The 19,988-nt window shown below is 59.1% G+C and carries 12 protein-coding genes; 6 read left to right on the forward strand and 6 right to left on the reverse strand.

Annotated features, from left to right (window positions below):
* Positions 1 to 2: 2 nt before the first annotated feature.
* The 3 genes from CLOEV_RS13385 to CLOEV_RS13395 are packed head-to-tail and all read right to left on the reverse strand — an operon-like array spanning position 3 to position 2,638.
* The gene (locus CLOEV_RS13385) at positions 3 to 1,283 is read right to left on the reverse strand and encodes a 3-isopropylmalate dehydratase large subunit (protein WP_008709558.1); all 1,281 of its coding nucleotides are present in this window, start codon (positions 1,281 to 1,283) and stop codon (positions 3 to 5) included.
* Between the two features lie 36 nt (positions 1,284 to 1,319).
* Positions 1,320 to 1,880, reverse strand: a complete 561-nt coding sequence (locus CLOEV_RS13390; protein ID WP_008709556.1) for an HD domain-containing protein — start codon at positions 1,878 to 1,880, stop codon at positions 1,320 to 1,322.
* A 59-nt stretch (positions 1,881 to 1,939) separates the two neighbouring features.
* Positions 1,940 to 2,638 carry a FadR/GntR family transcriptional regulator gene (locus CLOEV_RS13395; RefSeq protein ID WP_008709554.1) on the reverse strand — a complete coding sequence of 233 codons (699 nt, stop codon included), beginning with the start codon at positions 2,636 to 2,638 and terminating at the stop codon, positions 1,940 to 1,942.
* Between the two features lie 493 nt (positions 2,639 to 3,131).
* Here CLOEV_RS13395 and amaB point away from each other — a divergent pair, with 493 nt between their 5' ends.
* Both amaB and CLOEV_RS13405 read left to right on the forward strand, forming a co-directional pair.
* Complete coding sequence (amaB, locus tag CLOEV_RS13400) at positions 3,132 to 4,664, forward strand: L-piperidine-6-carboxylate dehydrogenase (protein WP_034444338.1); 1,533 nt, start codon at positions 3,132 to 3,134, stop codon at positions 4,662 to 4,664.
* Between the two features lie 174 nt (positions 4,665 to 4,838).
* Positions 4,839 to 6,170, forward strand: coding sequence for a B12-binding domain-containing radical SAM protein (locus CLOEV_RS13405; RefSeq protein WP_084482424.1), 1,332 nt, complete (start codon positions 4,839 to 4,841; stop codon positions 6,168 to 6,170).
* 111 nt (positions 6,171 to 6,281) lie between these two features.
* Here CLOEV_RS13405 and CLOEV_RS13410 read toward each other — a convergent pair whose 3' ends face one another.
* Together CLOEV_RS13410 and CLOEV_RS13415 are read right to left on the reverse strand one after the other, a co-directional pair.
* Positions 6,282 to 6,635: a winged helix-turn-helix transcriptional regulator gene (locus tag CLOEV_RS13410; protein ID WP_008709551.1), complete on the reverse strand. Its 354-nt coding sequence runs from the start codon at positions 6,633 to 6,635 to the stop codon at positions 6,282 to 6,284.
* Between the two features lie 139 nt (positions 6,636 to 6,774).
* Positions 6,775 to 7,791 (reverse strand): proline racemase family protein, encoded by a 1,017-nt coding sequence (locus CLOEV_RS13415; RefSeq protein ID WP_051485187.1) that lies wholly within the window; start codon positions 7,789 to 7,791, stop codon positions 6,775 to 6,777.
* A gap of 226 nt (positions 7,792 to 8,017) precedes the next feature.
* Here CLOEV_RS13415 and CLOEV_RS13420 point away from each other — a divergent pair, with 226 nt between their 5' ends.
* The 4 genes from CLOEV_RS13420 to CLOEV_RS13435 all read left to right on the forward strand — a co-directional run bounded on the left by CLOEV_RS13420 (position 8,018) and on the right by CLOEV_RS13435 (position 13,410).
* Positions 8,018 to 8,815, forward strand: coding sequence for a 4-hydroxy-tetrahydrodipicolinate reductase (locus tag CLOEV_RS13420; protein ID WP_034444341.1), 798 nt, complete (start codon positions 8,018 to 8,020; stop codon positions 8,813 to 8,815).
* Between the two features lie 109 nt (positions 8,816 to 8,924).
* Positions 8,925 to 11,330 (forward strand): glycyl radical protein, encoded by a 2,406-nt coding sequence (locus CLOEV_RS13425; protein WP_051485101.1) that lies wholly within the window; start codon positions 8,925 to 8,927, stop codon positions 11,328 to 11,330.
* 23 nt (positions 11,331 to 11,353) lie between these two features.
* Positions 11,354 to 12,508 carry a YkvI family membrane protein gene (locus CLOEV_RS13430; protein WP_034444343.1) on the forward strand — a complete coding sequence of 385 codons (1,155 nt, stop codon included), beginning with the start codon at positions 11,354 to 11,356 and terminating at the stop codon, positions 12,506 to 12,508.
* Positions 12,505 to 13,410, forward strand: coding sequence for a glycyl-radical enzyme activating protein (locus CLOEV_RS13435; protein ID WP_034444346.1), 906 nt, complete (start codon positions 12,505 to 12,507; stop codon positions 13,408 to 13,410). Before CLOEV_RS13430 ends, CLOEV_RS13435 begins: the two co-directional genes overlap by 4 nt.
* A gap of 60 nt (positions 13,411 to 13,470) precedes the next feature.
* Here the strand turns inward: CLOEV_RS13435 and CLOEV_RS16205 are convergent, their stop codons facing one another.
* Positions 13,471 to 19,974: an EAL domain-containing protein gene (locus CLOEV_RS16205; RefSeq protein WP_051485102.1), complete on the reverse strand. Its 6,504-nt coding sequence runs from the start codon at positions 19,972 to 19,974 to the stop codon at positions 13,471 to 13,473.
* Positions 19,975 to 19,988: the final 14 nt, after the last annotated feature.

Below are 19,988 nucleotides of genomic sequence, written 5' to 3' on the forward strand. Positions count from 1 at the left end.
GTCTATTTCAGTATGTCTCTCGGATCTGTGATGCATCCTTTGACGGCCGTCGCCATCGCGGTCATCGGGCTCATCAGGTAGGTGTGGCTGCCCTTGCCGACCTTGCCGATGAAGTTGCGGTTCGTCGTCGAGCAGCCGACGTCGCCGGAGGGCATCGCGCCATAATGCTCCGCTGTGCAGAGCGCGCAGGTCGGGTTCGTGAAGACGATCCCGGCGTTGAGGAAGTCCTCGGCCATCCCCTCTTTCACGCAGCGGAGCTGTATCTCCGTCGTCGAGGGGGTGATGATCGTGCGTACCTTCGGGCTGACCTTGCCGCCGCCGGCCATCAGCACCTCGTGGGCGGCCTTGATATCTTCGTAGCGGCCGTTCGAGCAGGAGCCGATATGGACCTGGTCGACGACAGTACCCGCGATCTCGCGCACCGGCTTCACGTTGTCGGGAGCGTCGGGGCAGGAGGCGAGCGGCTCAAGGTCCGTCACGTCGTAGCGGATGACCTTGCAGTATTCGGCGTCTGGATCGGCCTTCAGCTCTTCGGCGAGCTTCGCGACTTCGGGGCCGGCGCGCTCGACGAGCCATTTGAGCACGTCGCCGTTCGGCATGATGAGGGGGACCTTCCCGCTCATCTCGGTGACCATCGAGCAGAGCGTGATGCGCTCGTCGAGGGTCGCGTTTTCGATCGTCTCGCCCGTGAACTCAACGGCGAGGAAGTCCATGCCGCCGGCTCCGAGGTCGCCGACGATATGTGTCAGGAGGTCTCTCATGCAGACGCCCTTTTTAAATTTTCCCGTGACCTCGATCTTCATCGTCTCGGGGACGCGGAACCAGTTCGTGCCCGCGATGTATGAGGCGGCGATGTCCGAGTTGCCTACGCCCGTCGCGAAAGAGCCGACGGCGCCGAGAAGGTTCATGTGGCTGTCCGTTCCGAGAACGACGTCGCCCGGTTTTATCATCCCGGCTTCGAGCATTACATGCTGGCCGATGCCGTGGTTGATATCGAAGAGGCGGGTGACGCCCTGCTTCTTGCAGAACTCGCGGATTATCTTCTGGTTCGTGGCGACCTTTTCCGAGTGCGCGGGAGCCTGAAGGTCAAAGGTGAAGGCGAGTTTGTCGGGGTCCCATACCTTCGCGTCCTTGCCCATCTCCTTCTCAAACTGGAGAACGACGTTCGCGCCGCCGAAGTCGCGGCAGGTCGCCCAGTCGATGTTGCACCAGACGCGGTCTCCGACCTTTACAGGATGGCCGGATGCCCTTTCCATGATCTTGACGATAGATGTCTTGCCCATTTTTGATATCCCTCCGTATTGGATTAGGTAGAGAATTTATTTCATTCCGAGGAACGACTTTACCGACTCAAAATTGATAAAGTCGGCCTTGTTAACGAGGACGCCCTCCGGGCTGCGAAGCGTGCCGTCGCCCTCGTGCGCGTGGTTGGCGATTATGTGGCCGATCGCGTCGGAACAGCCGTTGCGCAGCGCGATGACGGTTCCGGAGAAGGGATGGCGGAGGTTCTTGCCGTTGGCTGACTTGACGGTCTCGCCCTTTTCGTTGCGCGCATACTCAACGAGTTTGCCTACGTCGTGCAGCAGCGCGCCCGCCACGAGCAGGTCGTTGTCGATCGTGAACTTCGCGTCCTTCGCGGCATAGATGGCGTTGAACTCGTCCATCGCGCGCTTGGCAACTCGCGTTACGCCGCGGACATGCTCAAGATAAGAGAAGGGGCAGTTCGGAATGAGGAGCGTAAAGGGGATCTTGTCCATATCCTCGGGCTCCCAGCCGCCCGTCTTGAGGGCGTCCACATAGGAAGCCACCACTTTGGCCTGCAGTTCGGGGTCCTTAATCCATTCGATTTCAGGAAAAAGCTCTCTGATCTTTTTCTCCATTGTTGCAATTCCTCCTATAAATTTTGTTTTCTGTCCCACACTTGTTTTCTTTGTTGTATTTATTCGCCCGCCGCGATTCCCTTGTGCAGCGTGCGGTAAATCCTGTCGATGTGATGCGAGGCCGCCTCGCGCGCCTTCTCGACGTTATGGTCGAGGATGGCGTCGTACATGTCCCGGTGCTCGTTCAAAAACGCGTCCTTGTCGTCCAGGAGGTTGTATATCCTCTCGTGCGTGGCAAGTATCAGGTCGAAGTTCATCCTCGTAAGGTTTATGAAGACAAAATTATGCGTCGCCTCGGCGAGGAGAAGGTGGAAGTCAAAGTCGGCCTGAGCGCGCTCCTCCGGACTGGAAAGCGTCTTTTCCGTCGCTGTAATGACACGCAGTATCCTTGTGAGGTCAGAGGGGGTGGCGCGCATGGCGCTCTCCGCGGCGATCGCGGGATCGAGGATGCGGCGCGCCTCCATCAATTCAAGGATGGCGGAATCCTCAAGCTGTATCGTGTTTCTGTCCTCGGAGATGGTGCGCGGATGACGCACAAAGCGCCCCTTGCCGGGGATGGACTCAATGAGGCCGAGAAGCTCCATCACGCGGAACGCCTCGCGCAGAGAACTGCGGCTGACCCCGAAAGCATCCATGAGCTGACGCTCAGAGGGAAGCGGATCACCCGGAAGGATATTGCCCGCGGCGATTTCACCTTTCAGTTTTTCAACCACTTTTTCATAGATTCGAGTTCCTCTTGAAACCGGCGCTTCTATCATTGTGAAAAAACCTCCTTGGTGGACTGCCCAGTACACCTTATACTACTTTTTCCAAATGTTTGCAAGCCTTTTTACATATTCTAAATAGTTAAAAAATTTAGCACATTTCAGCGAAACAATAAGTCGTATGATTTGTGAAAGCAATTTATAACGTTGATACCAGCCGTTTTTTGGCGTTTTATGCACTTTTTTTCATTTTATTGTCAATCTAAACTAATTCGTGAGCAAAATACAAAACACAATATATTGAGAAATTTTTCTTTTATGGTCTGACCAATATCCGTATTGATAAGAAATTTTGAAATCACTCCCTCCGTACATGGCGCGCGGCGGGGGAAGATATGTATATGCTTCTAAATATTAGTAAACTAAATTATGTCTTTAGTTCGTTATTGCAACTTAATTGCATTTTAATAAAAATCGTGCTACACTGCATCGGCAAAAAAAGGTAGATGCTGCAGGCAGCTTCGCTTAAAGAGGAGGAACGTATCGTATGGACAAAAAGACATTGACGGCAAAGTTAGGGGTGGACGGCCTCTGCAAGGGCGCTTCCACAGGAATTAAGTGGTTTGCTTCTGAAAAGACAAAAAAACTCGTCAGCTATTCGCCGGTCGACAACCAGCCGCTGGGAAGTATTCAGTGCGCCGACGCCGGCGATTATGAAAGAGTCATGACGGCCGCGGAGGAGGCCTTCTTAAAATGGCGCGCCGTACCGGCGCCCGTCAGAGGCGAGATCGTGCGTAAGATCGCGCTGCGTATCCGCGAAAACAAAGAAAACCTCGGAAGCCTGGTCTCCATGGAGATGGGCAAAATCCTGCAGGAGGGCATGGGCGAAGTTCAAGAGATGATCGACATCTGCGATTTCGCTGTAGGCCTCTCGCGCCAGCTTTACGGGCTGACGATGCCGTCGGAACGCCCGGAGCACCGCCTCATGGAACAGTGGCATCCTCTCGGGCCGATCACCGTCATTTCAGCCTATAACTTCCCCATCGCCGTCTGGTCGTGGAACGCGATGATCGCCGCCGTCTGCGGAGACGTCGTCATCTGGAAGCCGTCGAGCAAAACGCCGCTCTGCGCGATCGCGGTCCAGAAGATCGTCGCGGAAGTCATGGAAGAGAACGGCATGCCCGAGGGCGTATTCAACCTCATCATCGGCTCCGGCCGCGACGTCGGCGAGATCATGCTGGAGGACAGCCGCGCCCGCCTCGTCTCCTTCACCGGCTCCACCGGGATCGGGCGTCACGTCGGCGAGACCGTCGCCAAACATTTCGGGCGTGCGATACTCGAACTTGGCGGCAACAATGCGGCCATCGTCACGGAACACGCCGACCTTTCGCAGGCGATACCCGGCATCGTCTTCGGAGCGGTGGGCACGACCGGGCAGCGCTGCACCAGCACGCGCCGCGTCATCGTGCACGAGAGCAAATACGAGGAGACGGTCCGCCGGCTGGCCGCCGCGTATGGCAAGCTGATGATCGGAGATCCGCTTAAAGACGGGGTGCACATCGGCCCGCTCGTGGACGCCGGCGTGGCGGAGGATTACGTCAAGGCCTGTGAAGAGGCCGCCGCCCAGGGCGGCGAGCTGCTTTACGGCGGTGGGCTGCTGCCTGAGCTCGGCCCATGCTACGCGCGCCCGGCGATCTTCAAAATGAGCGCTGATATGCCGCTCGTCAAAGAGGAGAGATTTTGTCCCATCCTCTACGTGATCACCTACGGCGGACCGGTCGAGAACGCTCTAAAGATCCACAACAGCGTCATACACGGCCTCTCTTCGTCGATCTTTACCACCGACTTCCGCGAGGCTGAAAAATTCCTCAGCTACGCGGGCTCCGACTGCGGCATCGCCAATGTCAACATCGGCACAAACGGCGCCGAGATCGGCGGAGCCTTCGGCGGCGAAAAGGAGACCGGCGGCGGCCGCGAGAGCGGTTCCGACGCCTGGAAGGGATACATGCGCCGCCAGAGCAACGCCGTCAACTATTCAAGCGAGATGCCGCTCGCGCAGGGCATCAAGTTCGACTTTTAAAAACCGCAGCGCCCCGTAAGCGGGCAAAGGCAAAAATTACAGGATAAGACGGGCCGCGTGAACTTTTCCGCGGCCTTTATATCCCGTCGCGCCGGCGCTGCCCCTTCCATGAGAGCCGTTTTTGAATTAAACTATGAAACCGGCTCAAGTTTATTATTATGGAGAGGCGCGTCGATGACCGGTAAAACCATTTCACAAACCCCTGAGATAAAAAAACGCCCCCTTAGGATAGAAAGCGGGGAGCTGCTCGCGATACGCGGCGCGCGGATACTCGGAGTGAACCCGCCTGTGCGCGACTTCGCCTTCATGGACCTCTGGTCGAAACCGCTCGGACTGCTCTACCTTCTGCAAAGCGTGAGAGAACACAACGAAGTCTCCCTGCTGGACTGCGTCGCGCTGGCCGCGGAGGGCGAAAAGAGCTTCGGCCGCGCGAAAATCAGGAAAACGGAGATCGAAAAACCGGAAGTTTACCGCGCCATACCGCGCCGGTACAACCATTTCGGCCTGGGCAAAAGCGAGATAACTTCATTACTGGCGTCGGTAAAAGCGCCGGATTATATATTCCTCACCTCGGCGATGACCTATTGGTACCCGGGGGTGCGGTGGATGATAGAGGTGCTGAAAGAGATATTTCCGCAAAGCCCCGTGGCGCTGGGGGGCACATACGCAAGCCTGTGCCCGGAACATGCGGCGGCGCTCGGGGCCGACCTCCTTGTGCGGGACCGCCGTGAGCCGGAGGCTCCGTACCCCGCGATGGATCTTTACGGCAGCCCCTCTTACGGAGTGGTGATGACCTCCTTCGGCTGCCCCTTCTCCTGCCGCTATTGCGCCTCAAACATACTGTGGCCGAAATACCGCCGGCGGGAGCTCGGCGATGTGCTGCGCGAGATAGACTTCCAGGCCGGTCTGGGCGCGGGGGATTTTGCCTTCTACGACGACGCGCTGCTGCTGGACAAGGAAAATTTCTTTTACCCCCTCTGTCGTGAAATTATGGCACGTTACGGGGGCGGGCTGCGGCTGCACACCCCCAACGGCCTCCACGTGCGCCAGATCGACGAGACCTGCGCGCGGGTGCTTTATGAAAATAATTTTAAAACGATACGCCTCTCGCTTGAGAGCATCGACCCCAAGGTGGCTCGCGACGGCTCCGGCAAGGTGGCGCGCGGAGAATACGCCGCCGCGGTGAAAAACCTGCTGTCCGCCGGCTACGGTTCAAAGGACTGCGAAACATACATCCTCGCCGGCCTGCCGGGACAGGATCTTGATTCGGTGAAAGAGACGATACGCTTCGTCTGGGAAAACGGCGGCACGCCGAAACTCGCCGAGTTTTCCCCCATCCCCGGCACGCCGCACTTTGAAGAGGCCGCGGCCAAGCTGCCGGAACTCCGGGAAGAACCGCTGCTGCAAAACAACTCCGTCTACTGCTCCTATTTTTCACGCGACATCACACCCGAAACGCTGCAGGAGCTGAAGGATATGGCGAGGCATAAGGAATACTCCGGTTAGATACTGTCTTTTACAGGACAGCCGCGCGCGAGGGCAAGGAGCCGTTTCCAGCTATTTGCCGTTTTCGCCCAACTGAACGGGCGCGCTCCGACACAGGAGAAATGTTCCCGCTTACCGGGCGGGGCGGTGTTTTTTGCCCCAGGCGCAGAGGTCTTCCATCAGCGGGAGCAGCGAGACGCCCTTTTCCGTCAGCGAATATTCCACGCGCGGCGGGATCTGCGGGAATTCCTTGCGTTCGACGAGTCCGCTCGCATCGAGCTCCTTCAGCGCGGTGCTGAGGGCGGTGAAGGAGACGTTGCCGATGAAGCGGTGCAGTTCGTTGAAGCGCATCGTGTTGCCGTGCTGCGCGAGGGAATAGATGATTATCATCTTGTATTTGCCGCCTATCAGGGAGAGCGTGTAACCGAATCCCGTATCCTTCAGTTCGGCCCCCGGTCTGGTGCAGTCTTTCAGTTCGTAATCCATTACGAAATCCTCGTTTCGCCGGAATCATATAGGGGCATTATAGCATCTTATCGCGGGGGCCGCCTTCGCATATCGGGGCCCCCGCGACAAAATTCACTTCAATTTTTAATTTTTATAGATCGGGCAAGCGACGCCCCTCCTAAAGGAAGAATCCTTCCGGGAGCGGGTCGCTCGGGTCAAGGACGAGTTTGTTGAAACCGCTGATGTAGGCGGAGCCTTTGATTTGGGGGATTATCGCCTCTTTACCGCAGACGTCCTCAGACGCCGCGACGGAGCCGACGAATTCCGTGCCGAGAATGCTCGTCGAGTAGAAATCGTCCTTTTTATCCATCTGGCCTCTCGCGATGAGCAGCGCCATTCGCGCGGAGGTGCCGACTCCGCAGGGCGAACGGTCCACGGCCCCTTCGCCGACGACGCAGACGCTCCTGCTCTCATAGCCGCCCTCTCTCTTTTCCACGGGTGAGGTGACGAGCGTTCCGTATATCCCCTTTATCCCCGGGTTTTGCGGATGGCGGATATCGACGTTTTCATTGAGCCAATCTTTTATCTCGACGGCGCGCGCCGCGATCTGCGCCCTGTTTTCGGGCAGGACTTTGAGTCCGAGCTTTTCTTCTTCCACGAAGCACATAAAGGCGCCGCCGTAAGCCACGGCGACCTCGACTTCGCCGATGCCCTTGACTGGGACCCTGATGCCGTCCTCATAGACGAAGGAGGGGACGTTCGTAAACGCGACGCTCACCGCCCTGCCGCCGTGAACGTCGGCGGCGGCTGTGACGCGGCCGGCGGGCGTGTCCACCTTTATCACGGATACGCCGTCGTCAGGCACGGCGACGATGCCGGTATCTACGGCCATTTTTACGGCCCCGATCGTTGCGTGTCCGCACATGGTGCTCACGCCGCCGTTATAAATAAAAAAGAGCCCCATGTCGCCGTCGTCCGTCACCGGCGGCTGCAGGACGGCCCCGTACATGTCGTTGTGCCCGCGCGGCTCGCGCAGGATCATCTTGCGCAGGCCGTCATAGTTTTCCCTGAAATAATTCATCCTATCCAGCATACTCCGGCCCCTTATCTGGGGCAGCCCGGCCGTGACAAGCCTGACCGGCTCGCCGGCGGTGTGTCCGTCAATGATGTCGATCATGTATTTAAATTTCAGCATTCTCGGCGCTTCCTCCATACTTTAAATTTTCTCCGCGGCGCGGCGGGCGCTGTCGCCCGGCAAACGTTTTCAAGGCGATTTTATGATTGTTACACTATTGTTGTCAATACTCAACTTTGCTTTAGTATCTAATATTTTTTTGCGTTCTTGTGCAGGTAAATCCCTTCGTGATATCATGCGGCTGTAAAAGAAAAATATCAGCCGCAGGGCGATGGGAGGAAGAGCGATGATCAGAGTTTTTGTTACCGGGATTTCAGGAAATGTAGGACGTGCGATCGTGAAGACTATCGAGGCGAAAGAGGGATTTGAGCTTGTCGGAGGATGGGCGAAGGAGACCGGCCTCGACATAGGCGTCGCGGCGGGGACGAAGGAGCTGGGAATGACGATCCTGCCGTCGCTCGCGGAGGCGCTGAAGGCGAGCCGCCCGGACGTGGCGATAGATTTTTCCGCGACGCCGGTCCTTGAGAACAATATGCGCGCCTATCTCGACGCGGGGCTCAACGCCGTCATCGGCACGACCGGCCTCACGGAGGAACAGCTCGCGCCGTACAGGGACGAGGTCGCGGCGCGCGGCCTGCGCTGGGCCGTGATCCCCAATTACGGGCTCGGCATCAGCCTCGCCGCCGATTTCATCAAGCATGCGCGCAAATATTATCCGTACGTCACGATCACCGACCAGCACACGAACGAAATGGCGAACGCCCCCAGCGGCACGGCGGCGGCTCTCGCGGCCGCGGCGGCCTCCGAGGGCGCTTTAGGCGCGGTCGCGAGCAGGGAAAGCTACGCCGGCGTCCTCGGCGCCGCTATCGAAGGCGTGCCGGTCTTCTCGCAGCGCCTCCCCTGGCCCGGGCCTTTCTCGGGACATGAGATCACGCTCGCGCGCAAGGATGAAGTGATAAAGATATCGGTGCAGGATTTTACGAGCGACATCTATATGGACGGGATCTTCCTCACCGCGGAGAAGATCGCGGCCTTCCCCGCCGGCTCCTTCCTGCGCTCTCTTTCCGCCGTATTGGAAGACTGACGGCAGCCGATCACCGGGCGGCGCGCGGCATTCCCGCGCCGCACCGGCGACAATCTATTTCCCCGCCAAGACGATAACCAAAACTGACAACTGAACAGGAGGTTTTTTTATGACGTCACAGCCATTGGGCGCTGCGCCGGCAGATGGCCCGCGCCTCGCGCTCACGCAGAGGGTGAAGCGCCTCAGAGAACTCAGTCGGGAGGCCGAGGTCTGGATCGATCCCGAAAGGGCGCGCGTGATCACGGCCTTTTACAGGGAAAATGACGGCAAGTACAGCATCCCCGTGCTGCGCGCGCTGGCCCTCAAGGACCTTTTTCAAAAGAAGGAGCTCTATCTCGGCGACGACGAACTGATCGTCGGCGAGCGCGGGAGCGCCCCCAAACGCATCCCCACCTTCCCCGAGATCGCCTGCCACTCGCTCGAAGATTTGGAGATGCTCGCCTCACAGAGGATGATCCCCTACAACGTCTCCGACGAGACGAAGGATCTTTACAAAAACGAAATCATTCCCTACTGGCGCGGCCGTTCGCTGCGGGATCGCGTATTCGGCCGGCTGGAGCGCGAGTGGATGGATATTTACGAAAGCGGCCTCATCACGGAGACGCTGGAGCAGCGCGCGCCCGGCTCGATGGCGCTGGACGGAAAGATCTACGGGACGGGGCTGCTGGGGATAAAGGAGGAGATCAAGTCCGCTGCGGCGGCGCTTGATTTCATGAACGACCCCGAGGCCTCCGACAAGCGGGAGGAGCTGACGGCGATGGATATCGCCTGCGACGCGCTCATCCTCTACGCCAAGAAATACGCGGAGCTGCTGGCTGAGAAAGCGGCTCTCTGCGCGGACGGCGCGAGACGGGCGGAGCTGGAAAAGATGGCCGACGTCTGCCGCCGCGTCCCCGCGCACGCGCCGCGCGACCTCTGGGAGGCGCTGCAGACCTACTGGTTCCTCCATGTCGGCGTGGTCACAGAGGCCAACGGCTGGGACGGCTGCAATCCCGGGCATATCGACCGCCATTTTTACCCCTTCTATAAAAAAGACGTCGAGAGCGGCGCGCTGACGAAGGGTTTCGCGAAGGAGCTTCTATGCGCCTGGTGGATAAAGTTCAACAATCACCCCGCGCCGGCCAAGTACGGCGTGAGCGCGCTCGAAAGCGGGACTTACAACGACTTCGTCAACATCAGCCTCGGCGGGATGACGCCGGAGGGGACGGACGCGGTCAACGAGCTCTCTTACGTCTTCCTCGACATACTCGACGAGATCGAATTCATCCAGCCGCAGGCACACATCCTGCTCAGCCGCGTCAACAGCGACGAATTTCTCAAATACGCCTGCCGCGTGATCCGCAAAGGGCGCGGCTTCCCGGCGGTCTTCAACGCCGACGCGGCGATCGAACAGCAGCTGCGCACCGGCAAGACGCTGGCCGACGCGCGCGGCGGCGGCGTCTGCGGCTGCGTGGAGACGACCTGCTACGGCAAGGAGGCCGCGCCGCTCATCGGCTATATCAACTTCCCGAAGATACTCGAACTCGCGCTCCACGACGGCGTCGATCCGCGGACAAAGCGCCGGATCGGCCCGGCAAGCGGCGCGGCGGCGGACTTCGCTGACTATGACGAGCTGATCGCGGCCTTCAAGCTCCAGGCGAAGCACGTCATCGAGACCAAGCTGCGCGGGACGCAGTATCTCGAGCGCATGTTCGCCGAATACCTGCCGCAGTCCTTCCTCTCCTCGCTCATCGAGGGCTGTGTCGCCAAGGGCAGGAACTACAACGACGGCGGCCCGAAGTACAGCATCTCGATGCTGCCCGGCGTCGGCATCGGCACGGTGACGGACAGCCTCGCCGCGATCAAAAAGCACGTATTCGACGAGGGAAGGTACACTCTCGCCGAGACGGTGGAGGCGCTCGACGGCAACTTCGAGGGCCGCGGGGAGATGCGCGCCGTCTTCGCGAACCGCACCCCGCGCTACGGCAACGACGACGATTACGCCGACGCCATCATGAAGGAAATTTCCGATTATTTCATCGACGCCGTGGACGGCAGGCCCGACAGCCGTGGCGGCACCTACCGCATGGATATGCTCCCCACCACCTGCCACATGTATTTCGGCGAGATGACGCTGGCGACGGCTGACGGGCGCGCGGCCTTCACGCCGCTCTCCGAAGGGATATCGCCGGCGCAGGGGGCGGACCGCGGCGGACCGACCGCCGTGCTGAAGTCGGCGGCGAAGATGGACCACGCCCGCACCTGCGGCACGCTGCTGAATATGAAGTTCCTGCCCGACGCGCTGAAGGACGAGAACGGCATCCAAAAGCTCGCGGGGCTGATACGGACCTATTTCCGCTTCGGCGGCTATCACCTCCAGTTCAACGTCTGCGACGCGGAGACGCTGCGCGGGGCGCAGAGGGAGCCGGAGAAGTACCGCAATCTCATCGTGCGCGTGGCGGGATACAGCGATTATTTCAACGCCGTCGGCAGGTCGCTGCAGGACGAGATCATCCGCAGGACGGCCCACAGTTAGGCTAAAGAGACGGAGGCTTTGTGATGACAAATATCAACGGGAAAACCGGCGGTTGGAAATCGATCCTCATTTTCGCCGGCAGCTACATCAGCTATTATTTCGGCTCGGGCTACGCCACTGGACAGGACCTCATGCAGTATTATCTTCGTTTCGCCTACGGCTGGCATTTTTTACTGGGGCCGATGCTGGCGCTGGTGATCTTCTGGTATTACAACTGGAGCTTCACGCGGGCGGGGGCGCGGGAAAAATTCAAACAGCACGGCGATATCTTCACCTATTACTGCGGCAAGATCATCGGCCTCGCCTTCGACATCTTCATCATCATCTCCTGCGGCCTCTGCTATATGGTGATGTGCAGCGGCGCGGCCGCCGCCCTCGCGCAGCAGTTCGCGATGCCGGAATGGCTCGGCGCGGTCATCTTCTGTTTCTTCGTCGTGACGACGAACATCTTCGGACTGCGCGGTATCGTGAGAGTGCTGGGGCAGCTTGGGCCTATCCTCATCGTCAGCGTCTTTCTTATCTCGCTCTTCACACTGGCGCGCAGCTATGAAAACATTCCCGAGGGCTTCCGCCTGATCCGGGAGGGCAATCTGGGACAGATATCGATCGGCCCCAACCTCTGGATCGGCTCTATCTTCCATTCCGTCACTGTGATCGGCTGGTTCGCGGCCTTCTCGGCGGAGCTCGGGGCCAGGAGCGATCTCAAAGAGCTGTCGACCGGCATCGTGCTCGCCTGCTTCGCGGTCCTCGTCACCACCACGGTGGGCTCGTTCGCGCTCATCGGCAACATCAAAGAGGTCGCGACCGCCGCCATCCCCAACCTGATCTTGGCGAACAGGCTCTCGCCCCTGCTCGGCAACTTCTTTGCCTTCATCGTGCTCGGCAGCGTCTACACCACCGCCGTGCCCCTGCTCTGGACGACCTCCAGCCGCTTCGCGGGCGGCGACCTTTCGCGCCGCTTCCGCCTCATCACCGTCGGCGTCGGCGTGCTCGGCCTGCTGATGGCCCTTTATGTGCCATACCGCAGCTTCATCAATATCATCTACACGCTTTGCAGCTACATCGGCATCGTGATGCTGCTCTTCATGCTGCTCAGGGACGCGCGCTTTTTCCTCGCGGGGCGCAAATTCGCCAAGGCCGCCGAAGCCGCGGGAGGCGAAGGGGAGGGCGGCAGATGAACGGCACGATTTTCAACATCGAGCATTACGCTATCCATGACGGCCCCGGCATCAGGGCGACGGTATTTTTCAAGGGCTGCCCGCTCGCGTGCCTCTGGTGCCACAACCCCGAGGGGCTATCCGTCAAGCCGCAGATCGTCTATTACCGGCAGCGCTGCGTCGGCTGTAAAAAATGCGTCTCACTCTGCGCCGCCAGCGCGCTCTCGCCGAGGGACGGCGGGATCTCTCTCGACGCCGGGAAGTGCCGCCTCTGCGGCAGATGCGCCGAAAACTGTCCGGCCGAGGCGCTGGAAAAGGTCGGCAGAAGCGTCACGGCGGCGGAGGTTGTCGCCGAGGCGGAAAAGGACCGGATCTTCTACGAGGAATCGGGCGGCGGCGTGACATTCTCCGGCGGCGAGCCCTTCCTTCAGGCCGATTTCCTCCGCGAATGCCTGACGCTCGCGAAGACGCGGGGACTGCACACGGCGGTCGAGACGAGCGGCTTCGCCCCGCGCGAGGCGGTGGAAAAGGCCGCGCCTTACGTCGACCTTTTCCTCTTCGACGTCAAGCATATCCGCGCCGCCGAACACCGGAAATACACGGGGGCTGACAACGCGCCGATCAAGGCCAACCTGCGCCGCCTCTCGGAGCTGGGGAAGGAGATCGTCCTGCGCATGGTGGTGATCCCGAACGTGAACGACGATAAAGAGGCGCTGGAGGAGCTCTGCCGTTTTCTGCGCGATGAGACGTCCGTGCGGACGGTGAACCTGCTGCCGCTCCACAAATCGGCCTCGGAGAAATACCGGCGGCTCGGCAGGGAATTCGCGATAGAGGACTTTGAGACGCCCGACGACGAGAGGATGGCCGCGGCGGCGCGCGTCTTTGCGGGGTACGGATTCAGGGTGCTGATCGGCGGACAATAAACAACAGAGACAGTCCACGACGACCGCGCGTCCCCGCGCGAAACGCGGGGACGCGCGGCATTAGTCTTTTTTGCCGCCCTTTATCAGCGCGGTGACGTCCTGGCCGATCGCGATCGCCATCGACGGCTTGCCGGAGGGGTCGAATACGGCGGTGTACGTGACGGTCATCCACTCGGCCGGCCAGAGCTTTTTGTTGTAGTGGATCGTTGCCGAGGCGGTCCTTTCGCCGTTTTTGATCTTTTCATGGAGCGCCGTATATTCGACGGCGCTGTCCGGCATTACGATGCCGTCCGCCAGCGCCGCGCGGTAGGCTCCGGCCAACACTTCTTTGACGCCGTAGCGGTAAGCGCTGTTTGCCGATATCGTGAAGCAGTCTTCCTTTATATCATAGGTCCAGAGCGCGATGTTGGCAGACGAGAGCGCAAGCTCCACCTTTTTGCTCTCCGTTATGTCGACGCACGAGACCATCACCATATCGCGCCCGTTCCAGCGAAGCGGGGAGACGTAAGAGAGCACGAGCATTCCGTCCGCGCGCTGCACCTCCACGACGCGCGGCGCTTTCGGGTCGTGCAGGCGCAGGACGGGACACTCTTCACATGGCTCATCGCGCCCGATAAATTCCCGGTAACAGTTTTTGCCGACAAAATCATTTTTGTAAAAATCCTGGATCGCCTTGTTGCTGTAAATGACCTCGAAGGTATCGGACGTGATGATATAGACAAAGGCGGAGTTGTCGTCGAGCGCGGCGCGGAAATCGGCGGAGAAGGCCGCGTTGTCGGATTTGCGCAGTTTGAGCAGGAATGAAGAGACGATGCGCGATACGAACATCAGCGTTCCCACCTGTTCCTCCGTCCACCGGCGATCCGCGCGGCACTCGTCAAAGCCAACCATGCCGGAATAGACGCCGTCGTCTTTGATGGCGCACTGGAGCACCGCGAAGATGCCCTGCCGTTCAAGAATCGCGCGAATCTCCGGCGGCAGCGCGCTCATGTCCGGACAATAGAATACTCCACTCTCGTCAAAGCAGGAGACGTATTGCCGCCATCCCCCGATCTCGTCGTAAGAAACGTGCTTCAGAAATTCCTTCTGCGGTTCCACGCCGGGAGCGCACCATTCGAAGGTGTTCTCGCTGGCGCTGTGCCCGTCCACATCTTCTATGATATAGACGCGGCTGAGGTCGTAATATTCGCCGAGCAGGGCGAGGGTCGTCTCAACCGCACCGCTGATATCGGAGGAGCTGTAAAACAGGTCGAATATCTGGCTCACGACGTCGTCGTTGAACTTATATGCCGTAGGGGCCGCGTTGAGCCGATGCCGTATGGACTCCGCCAGCTCCGCGCGCTCTTTGAATTCCTGGATGTCGTCGGCCTGACCAACGATGCGGTAGACACGCCCGTTCGCGTCTTCCACGCTCGAGTACCGCATCCTGAACCAGCGCATTCCCTTCCCCCACAGGTTGGCGCGGAATTCGATCTCCCCGTCCAGATGAGAAAGCCGCCCCTGCCCGATCACACGACGCAGGTCCGCGGCGCTCGCGGGATGCAGCAGCGGACTTTCAAGACAGCCATCGCAGCAATTAGGCACGGAGCGCCTTTCAACGCCCGCTCCGGGCAAATATACCTGATAATATAAAACGTCGGAGGCATAATCGTAATCAAAGAGGCCGGAGCCTGTGGCCTGCATAAGCAGGCGGCGGCGTTCGTTCTCGACCTCCTGCTCCAGCTCCATCCGTTTGCGGCCGCTGATGTCCTCGATCGAAAGATAAAGAATGGAGCTGTCCTTGTTTTTCGCCAGCAGACGTATCCTGTTGTGCGTCCACGGACGGGTTATGCCGCCGGCCCCGGGGATGCTGCGCAATTCGCAGCCGCGTTCCTCTCCGGTGGCGATCGCGTTCGTCAGCTCTTCTATGAGCTTCGCCCTGTTTTCATCGTCAAAACAGCGAAGCATGTCTCTCTGTACCGGAAGACAGGCATCCCGCGTCGTGCCCAGCGCTTTATAGAAGTTTTCGTTGACGCGCAGCGCTTCCAGCGTTCCGCCGCTGTATTCCAGGATCGCGGCTCCGCCGACGAAGCTGTTGAATAAAAGCGCGGTCTGGGCGGAGGCGTCCCAGAATGCCGCCATGCCCTCGACATTCGTGTCTTGATATCTGTCTATCCGCGAGGACGCGCTCCGGGCCAGCAGTTCTTCAAAATCATCGTCCGGCATCGGGTGCGCGAAGTAATAGCCCTGCATATAGACGCAGCCAAGGCTTTTCAGATAGTCGGCCTGAGCCTTAGTCTCCACGCCTTCCGCTATTATGGGCAGCCTGAGCCAGTGGGCCATACGGATCACCGAGCACAGGATATTGCCGCCGCGCGCGCTGTCGGCGCAGTTGCTGAGGAATTTCATGTCGAGCTTGAGGATGTCCACAGCGACGTCCTTCAGCGTGTTGAGCGAGGAATATCCGCTGCCGAAATCGTCCATTTCCACGGTGAAGCCGGCTTTTCGCAGCGCCTCGACCGTGTCTATGAGCTGCTGCTGGCTCTCCATATAAGCGGATTCCGTAATTTCCAGCCGCAGCGCGGAGACCGGCAGTTCGTATTTTCGTATGATCTTTTTGAGAGTATCACATAATTGCGGATCGCAGATGTCGAGGCGCGAAACATTAACCGATACCGAAAAGTCCCTTGCCCACGGGAAAAGGTCTATCCATCTGCGTATGTATTTGCAGCAGCGTTCCCAAACGTATTTGTCGAGCCGCGTTATCAGCCCGTTTTGTTCAAACAGCGTGATGAAATCCGCCGGCGGGAGCAGCCCCCTTTGCGGATGCCGCCAGCGGACCAGCGCCTCCGCGCCGGTCAGGGTGCCGTTCCCGTAGTTTATCTGGGGCTGGAAATAGAGTACAAATTGTTCGCTTTCCAGCGCCGCCTCCATATCGCTCACAAGCTGCTGTTCGTCCAGCAGGCTGGCGCGCAGTACGTCGTCGTAATAGGCCAGCCTCGTGTCGAAACCGCTCTTTATGGAACGCAGCGCCAAAAGCGCCCTGTCGCACATGAGCGAAACATCCACCGACGGGTCGGTGACGCGGTAGACGCCGATTGAGAATGAGATGTAGAAATTCGGCGAATATCCGGCGAGCCATTTTATCAGCTTATCCACGGAACGGCGTTTGGCGCCCGAGTCGTCCGGCACGAAGAGGGCAAAGTGGTCGGACTCCAGCCTCGCGCTGAGGATTATCTGCCGGTGGTAGCGCCTTATACGGTCGGCGACGTCGCGCAGGAGGCGGTCTCCGGCCGCGGTTCCGCGCACGTCGTTATATACTTTGAAACGGTTGACGTCGAAACGGATGATCTCATATCTCATGTCGCGGCCGGCGTCCAGTATCTCCCTCACGCGGCGGTAAAAGGCCTGCTTGCCAAGCAGTCCCGTCAGTTCGTCGTTCTCGCTGACCCGAAGCATATTCATCTGCTGCTGGCAGCGAAGCTCCAGCGCGCGATAACGTTCTGCGAGGCCGCCTTCGTCATCCGCGCCGAAAGGCTCGTCCTCCGCGTCGACGTAGGCCACGGCGGATTCGCCGTACATTTGCGAAGCGCCGCGGCAGGCGAGAGAGGCCTTTTTCAGAAGCAGGTCGTAAGACACGCCGCCCGCCCTTCCGGTCGAGAAGCCCCCGATAAGATTCACGTTGGTTCCAGGGTGAGCCTGCGCCAACAGTTCTTTGAGCAAAGCCATCGTGTTACGGACGCGCTCCCGCTGCTCCTCGCCGCCGCCGGCGTCAGTGCGCAGCATCACGACCCTGTTCTCGTCGAGCTGCCCGATGACCACGTCTCCGCCGATCGTTATCCTGCACATCCGGCCAAAGGTGAAAAGCACCTCCCGCGCCTCGAAGCCGCCGCTTTCCTCCCTCAGCCGCTCAATGCCGAGCATTTCGACCACGGAGACGGCGACGACTTTATCGTCCGGGCAGACGGAGATGATATATCTGGAAAAGGCCGCCATGGATTCACGCGAATAGAGCAGCAGCGTCGTGTCGCGCTGCAGCGGAGTTCCGAACGCAAGTTCCCAGCGGCGGCGCGTTTCATTGTCGCGGAGGTACCCGAAAGCCACCACGTCGCCGCTGATCGGGTGCCGCATAAGTTTTATGAAGAGGCTGGCCCAGCGGCGGGAACCGTCCGCGCCGATATGCCGGTAATCGACAAACATCCAGCTCTCGCCGCCGCGGAACCTATCCATCAGGTATTCACGGCCGGTCAGCCGCCTGAATTGTGTCAAATCTGCCGCGTCTACAAATTTGGCGCTGTAATCGGCGCGGTATTCGTCATACGTTACGCCCCGCGTGTCATCGTAACGGTTGTCGCCGTTCATGTTGGCATATTCCACCAGGTTTTGCGTAAAATTCGCCCGCACGTGTCCGACCAGCGAGTTTTCGATTATGGAGGCGTAGCGCAGCTCGTGTTCAAAGCGGCGCATGTCGGCGTTTATATTCGGCACCATCTGCGTGATCCCCAGGGCCCTGCGGGGCGTTCCGTTTTCGTCGCGCAGAAAGCGGAATTTGTCCTCCACCCAGAATTCCCCGCCGTTTTCGTCACATATCTTGACGTAATAGGTACCGCTGTCGCAGCCGGCATAGAGGTCCTCATAAAGTTTGCGCAGCCTGGCGACCGAATCGGGGTGGACCGTGCTCGCGCGGAGGTAGCTCTCCGGCGCGTCGGGAAATACCAGCGTCTCATAATTGAACTTCTTCCACACGGAGCCCGTGAGAGTGAGCGTTTTCGAGGCGATGTCCACCTCCCAGAGCATCGCGTCGGAAAGCTGCGCCGCGGTACGGTAACGTTCCTCCGCTTCGCGCAGCTGTTCGTTGACATGTTTAAGGCCTGTTATATCCGTGATCACCGAGACGATGCGCTCGATGCCGTCCGCCGACTCGGGGATACGCTTGGCTCTGATACGCCGCCACTCTGTCGTGCCGCCATAAGAGACGCGGTACGAGTGATCTATGAGATCGTTGCTGCGCACCGCGTCAAAGACCGCCGCTCTGAGCCCCGGCAGGTCTTCGGGGACCACGAACGAAAATATTTTTTGTACGCCGCCCGCGGCCTCGTCAGGGGTGTGTGCGAAGGATCTGTAAAAACTGGGACTCACATAGGTGACGCGGATGTCGTCGGTGACCTCGGCCAGCACCACGCCGCCGTCCATATAATCCAGAAGCGTGCGCAGCTGTACGGTACCCACGTTTTCCAGAACAGGCCGGGGCTCGCCGCCATTGATGTTATTTTGCTCCTCACGGTCAAAGAAGCTGCAGCGATTCTTTCCTCTTCTCTTCGATTGATAAAGAGCGCAGTCAGCTTCGCCGTAAAGCGTTTTAAAATCACGCTCTCCCGCCGTAAAGACCACGACGCCGACGCTGGCCGTGACCTCCAGCGTCCGTTCTCCGCAGCTGGCGGCAAACTGCAGCGCGGAAACGAGCTCGTCCGCTTTTTTTCGCACGGCCGCTTCCGAGGGCGCGCCCTTCATCAGAGCCATAAATTCGTCTCCGCCCATACGTCCGACGATATCCGAATCACGGAAAATGCCTTTTACGGCATCGGCCACATCCGTCAACATCCGGTCTCCGTACTGATGTCCGAAATTGTCGTTGACATCCTTAAAATTATCGAGGTCGATCATAAAGAGGGCCTGCATGCCCTCGGCGCCGTCGAGATAACGCTCGATGCGCCCGGCCGTGGATTCGTGATTCAGAAGGCCGGTCATCGAATCGCGTTCGGCGGCTAAGATCAGCAGGGAGTATTCGCGTCTGGCCTTATCGATATCGTGCAGAACGATGATCAGCGACAGATTGCCGTTTACAGGGTCAAGCAGTAAGTAAAGGTCGTCGCGCACCCAGCGCTCGCCGCCGTCCGGCATCCGCCGCAGATATTCCAGAGAGCGGCCCCTCTTGCCTTTGTTGTATTCCCTCTCAAGGAATCCGGGAGAAAGCTTTTTGAAAAATTCGCGTACCTCGTCGTCGTCGACCACCGAGGCGGAGATATTCTCAAAATACTGGTCTATCTGCCCATAGCGCGAGGTCACCTGATCGCTTTCATCGCGGCAGCGCACGTCGACGACGCGCCATGATGTGATATCGAACAAAACCGATAAAAGCGCCCCCTCCGGCAGCTCGAAAAGATTGCGCAGCTCGTTTTCATAGCTCTGCCTCGCTTCATATTCGACCGTGATGTCGCGTGAAATGCCGAAGATGCCGGCCGGGTCGCCGGCCTCGTCGCGCAGGATATATTTTGAAGTCAGGCAGTAGCGCGGCCTGCCGTTTTCCGACGTTATCGGTTCGACATAATTTTCCAGAGAGCGGCCGCCCTCCACCAGACGCGCGTCATCATCCACGTAGCGCTTCGCCAGCTCTTTGTCCGCGAATATCTCAAAATCGGTTTTGCCGATAATTTCGTCCGCGCCGGCGCGGCCGGCCATCTTCGCAAAGGGCTGTGAATAGCCCATATAAACGCCGCGGATATCCTTTACAAAGGCGATATCCCGCGTATGACGCCAATATTTATCGTAAGCGCTCCACAAAAGCTCTTTCCCGTCGTTCGCCATAAACGTTTTCCCTC

The sequence above is a fragment of the Cloacibacillus evryensis DSM 19522 genome (genome assembly GCF_000585335.1).
Lineage (GTDB): Bacteria > Synergistota > Synergistia > Synergistales > Synergistaceae > Cloacibacillus > Cloacibacillus evryensis.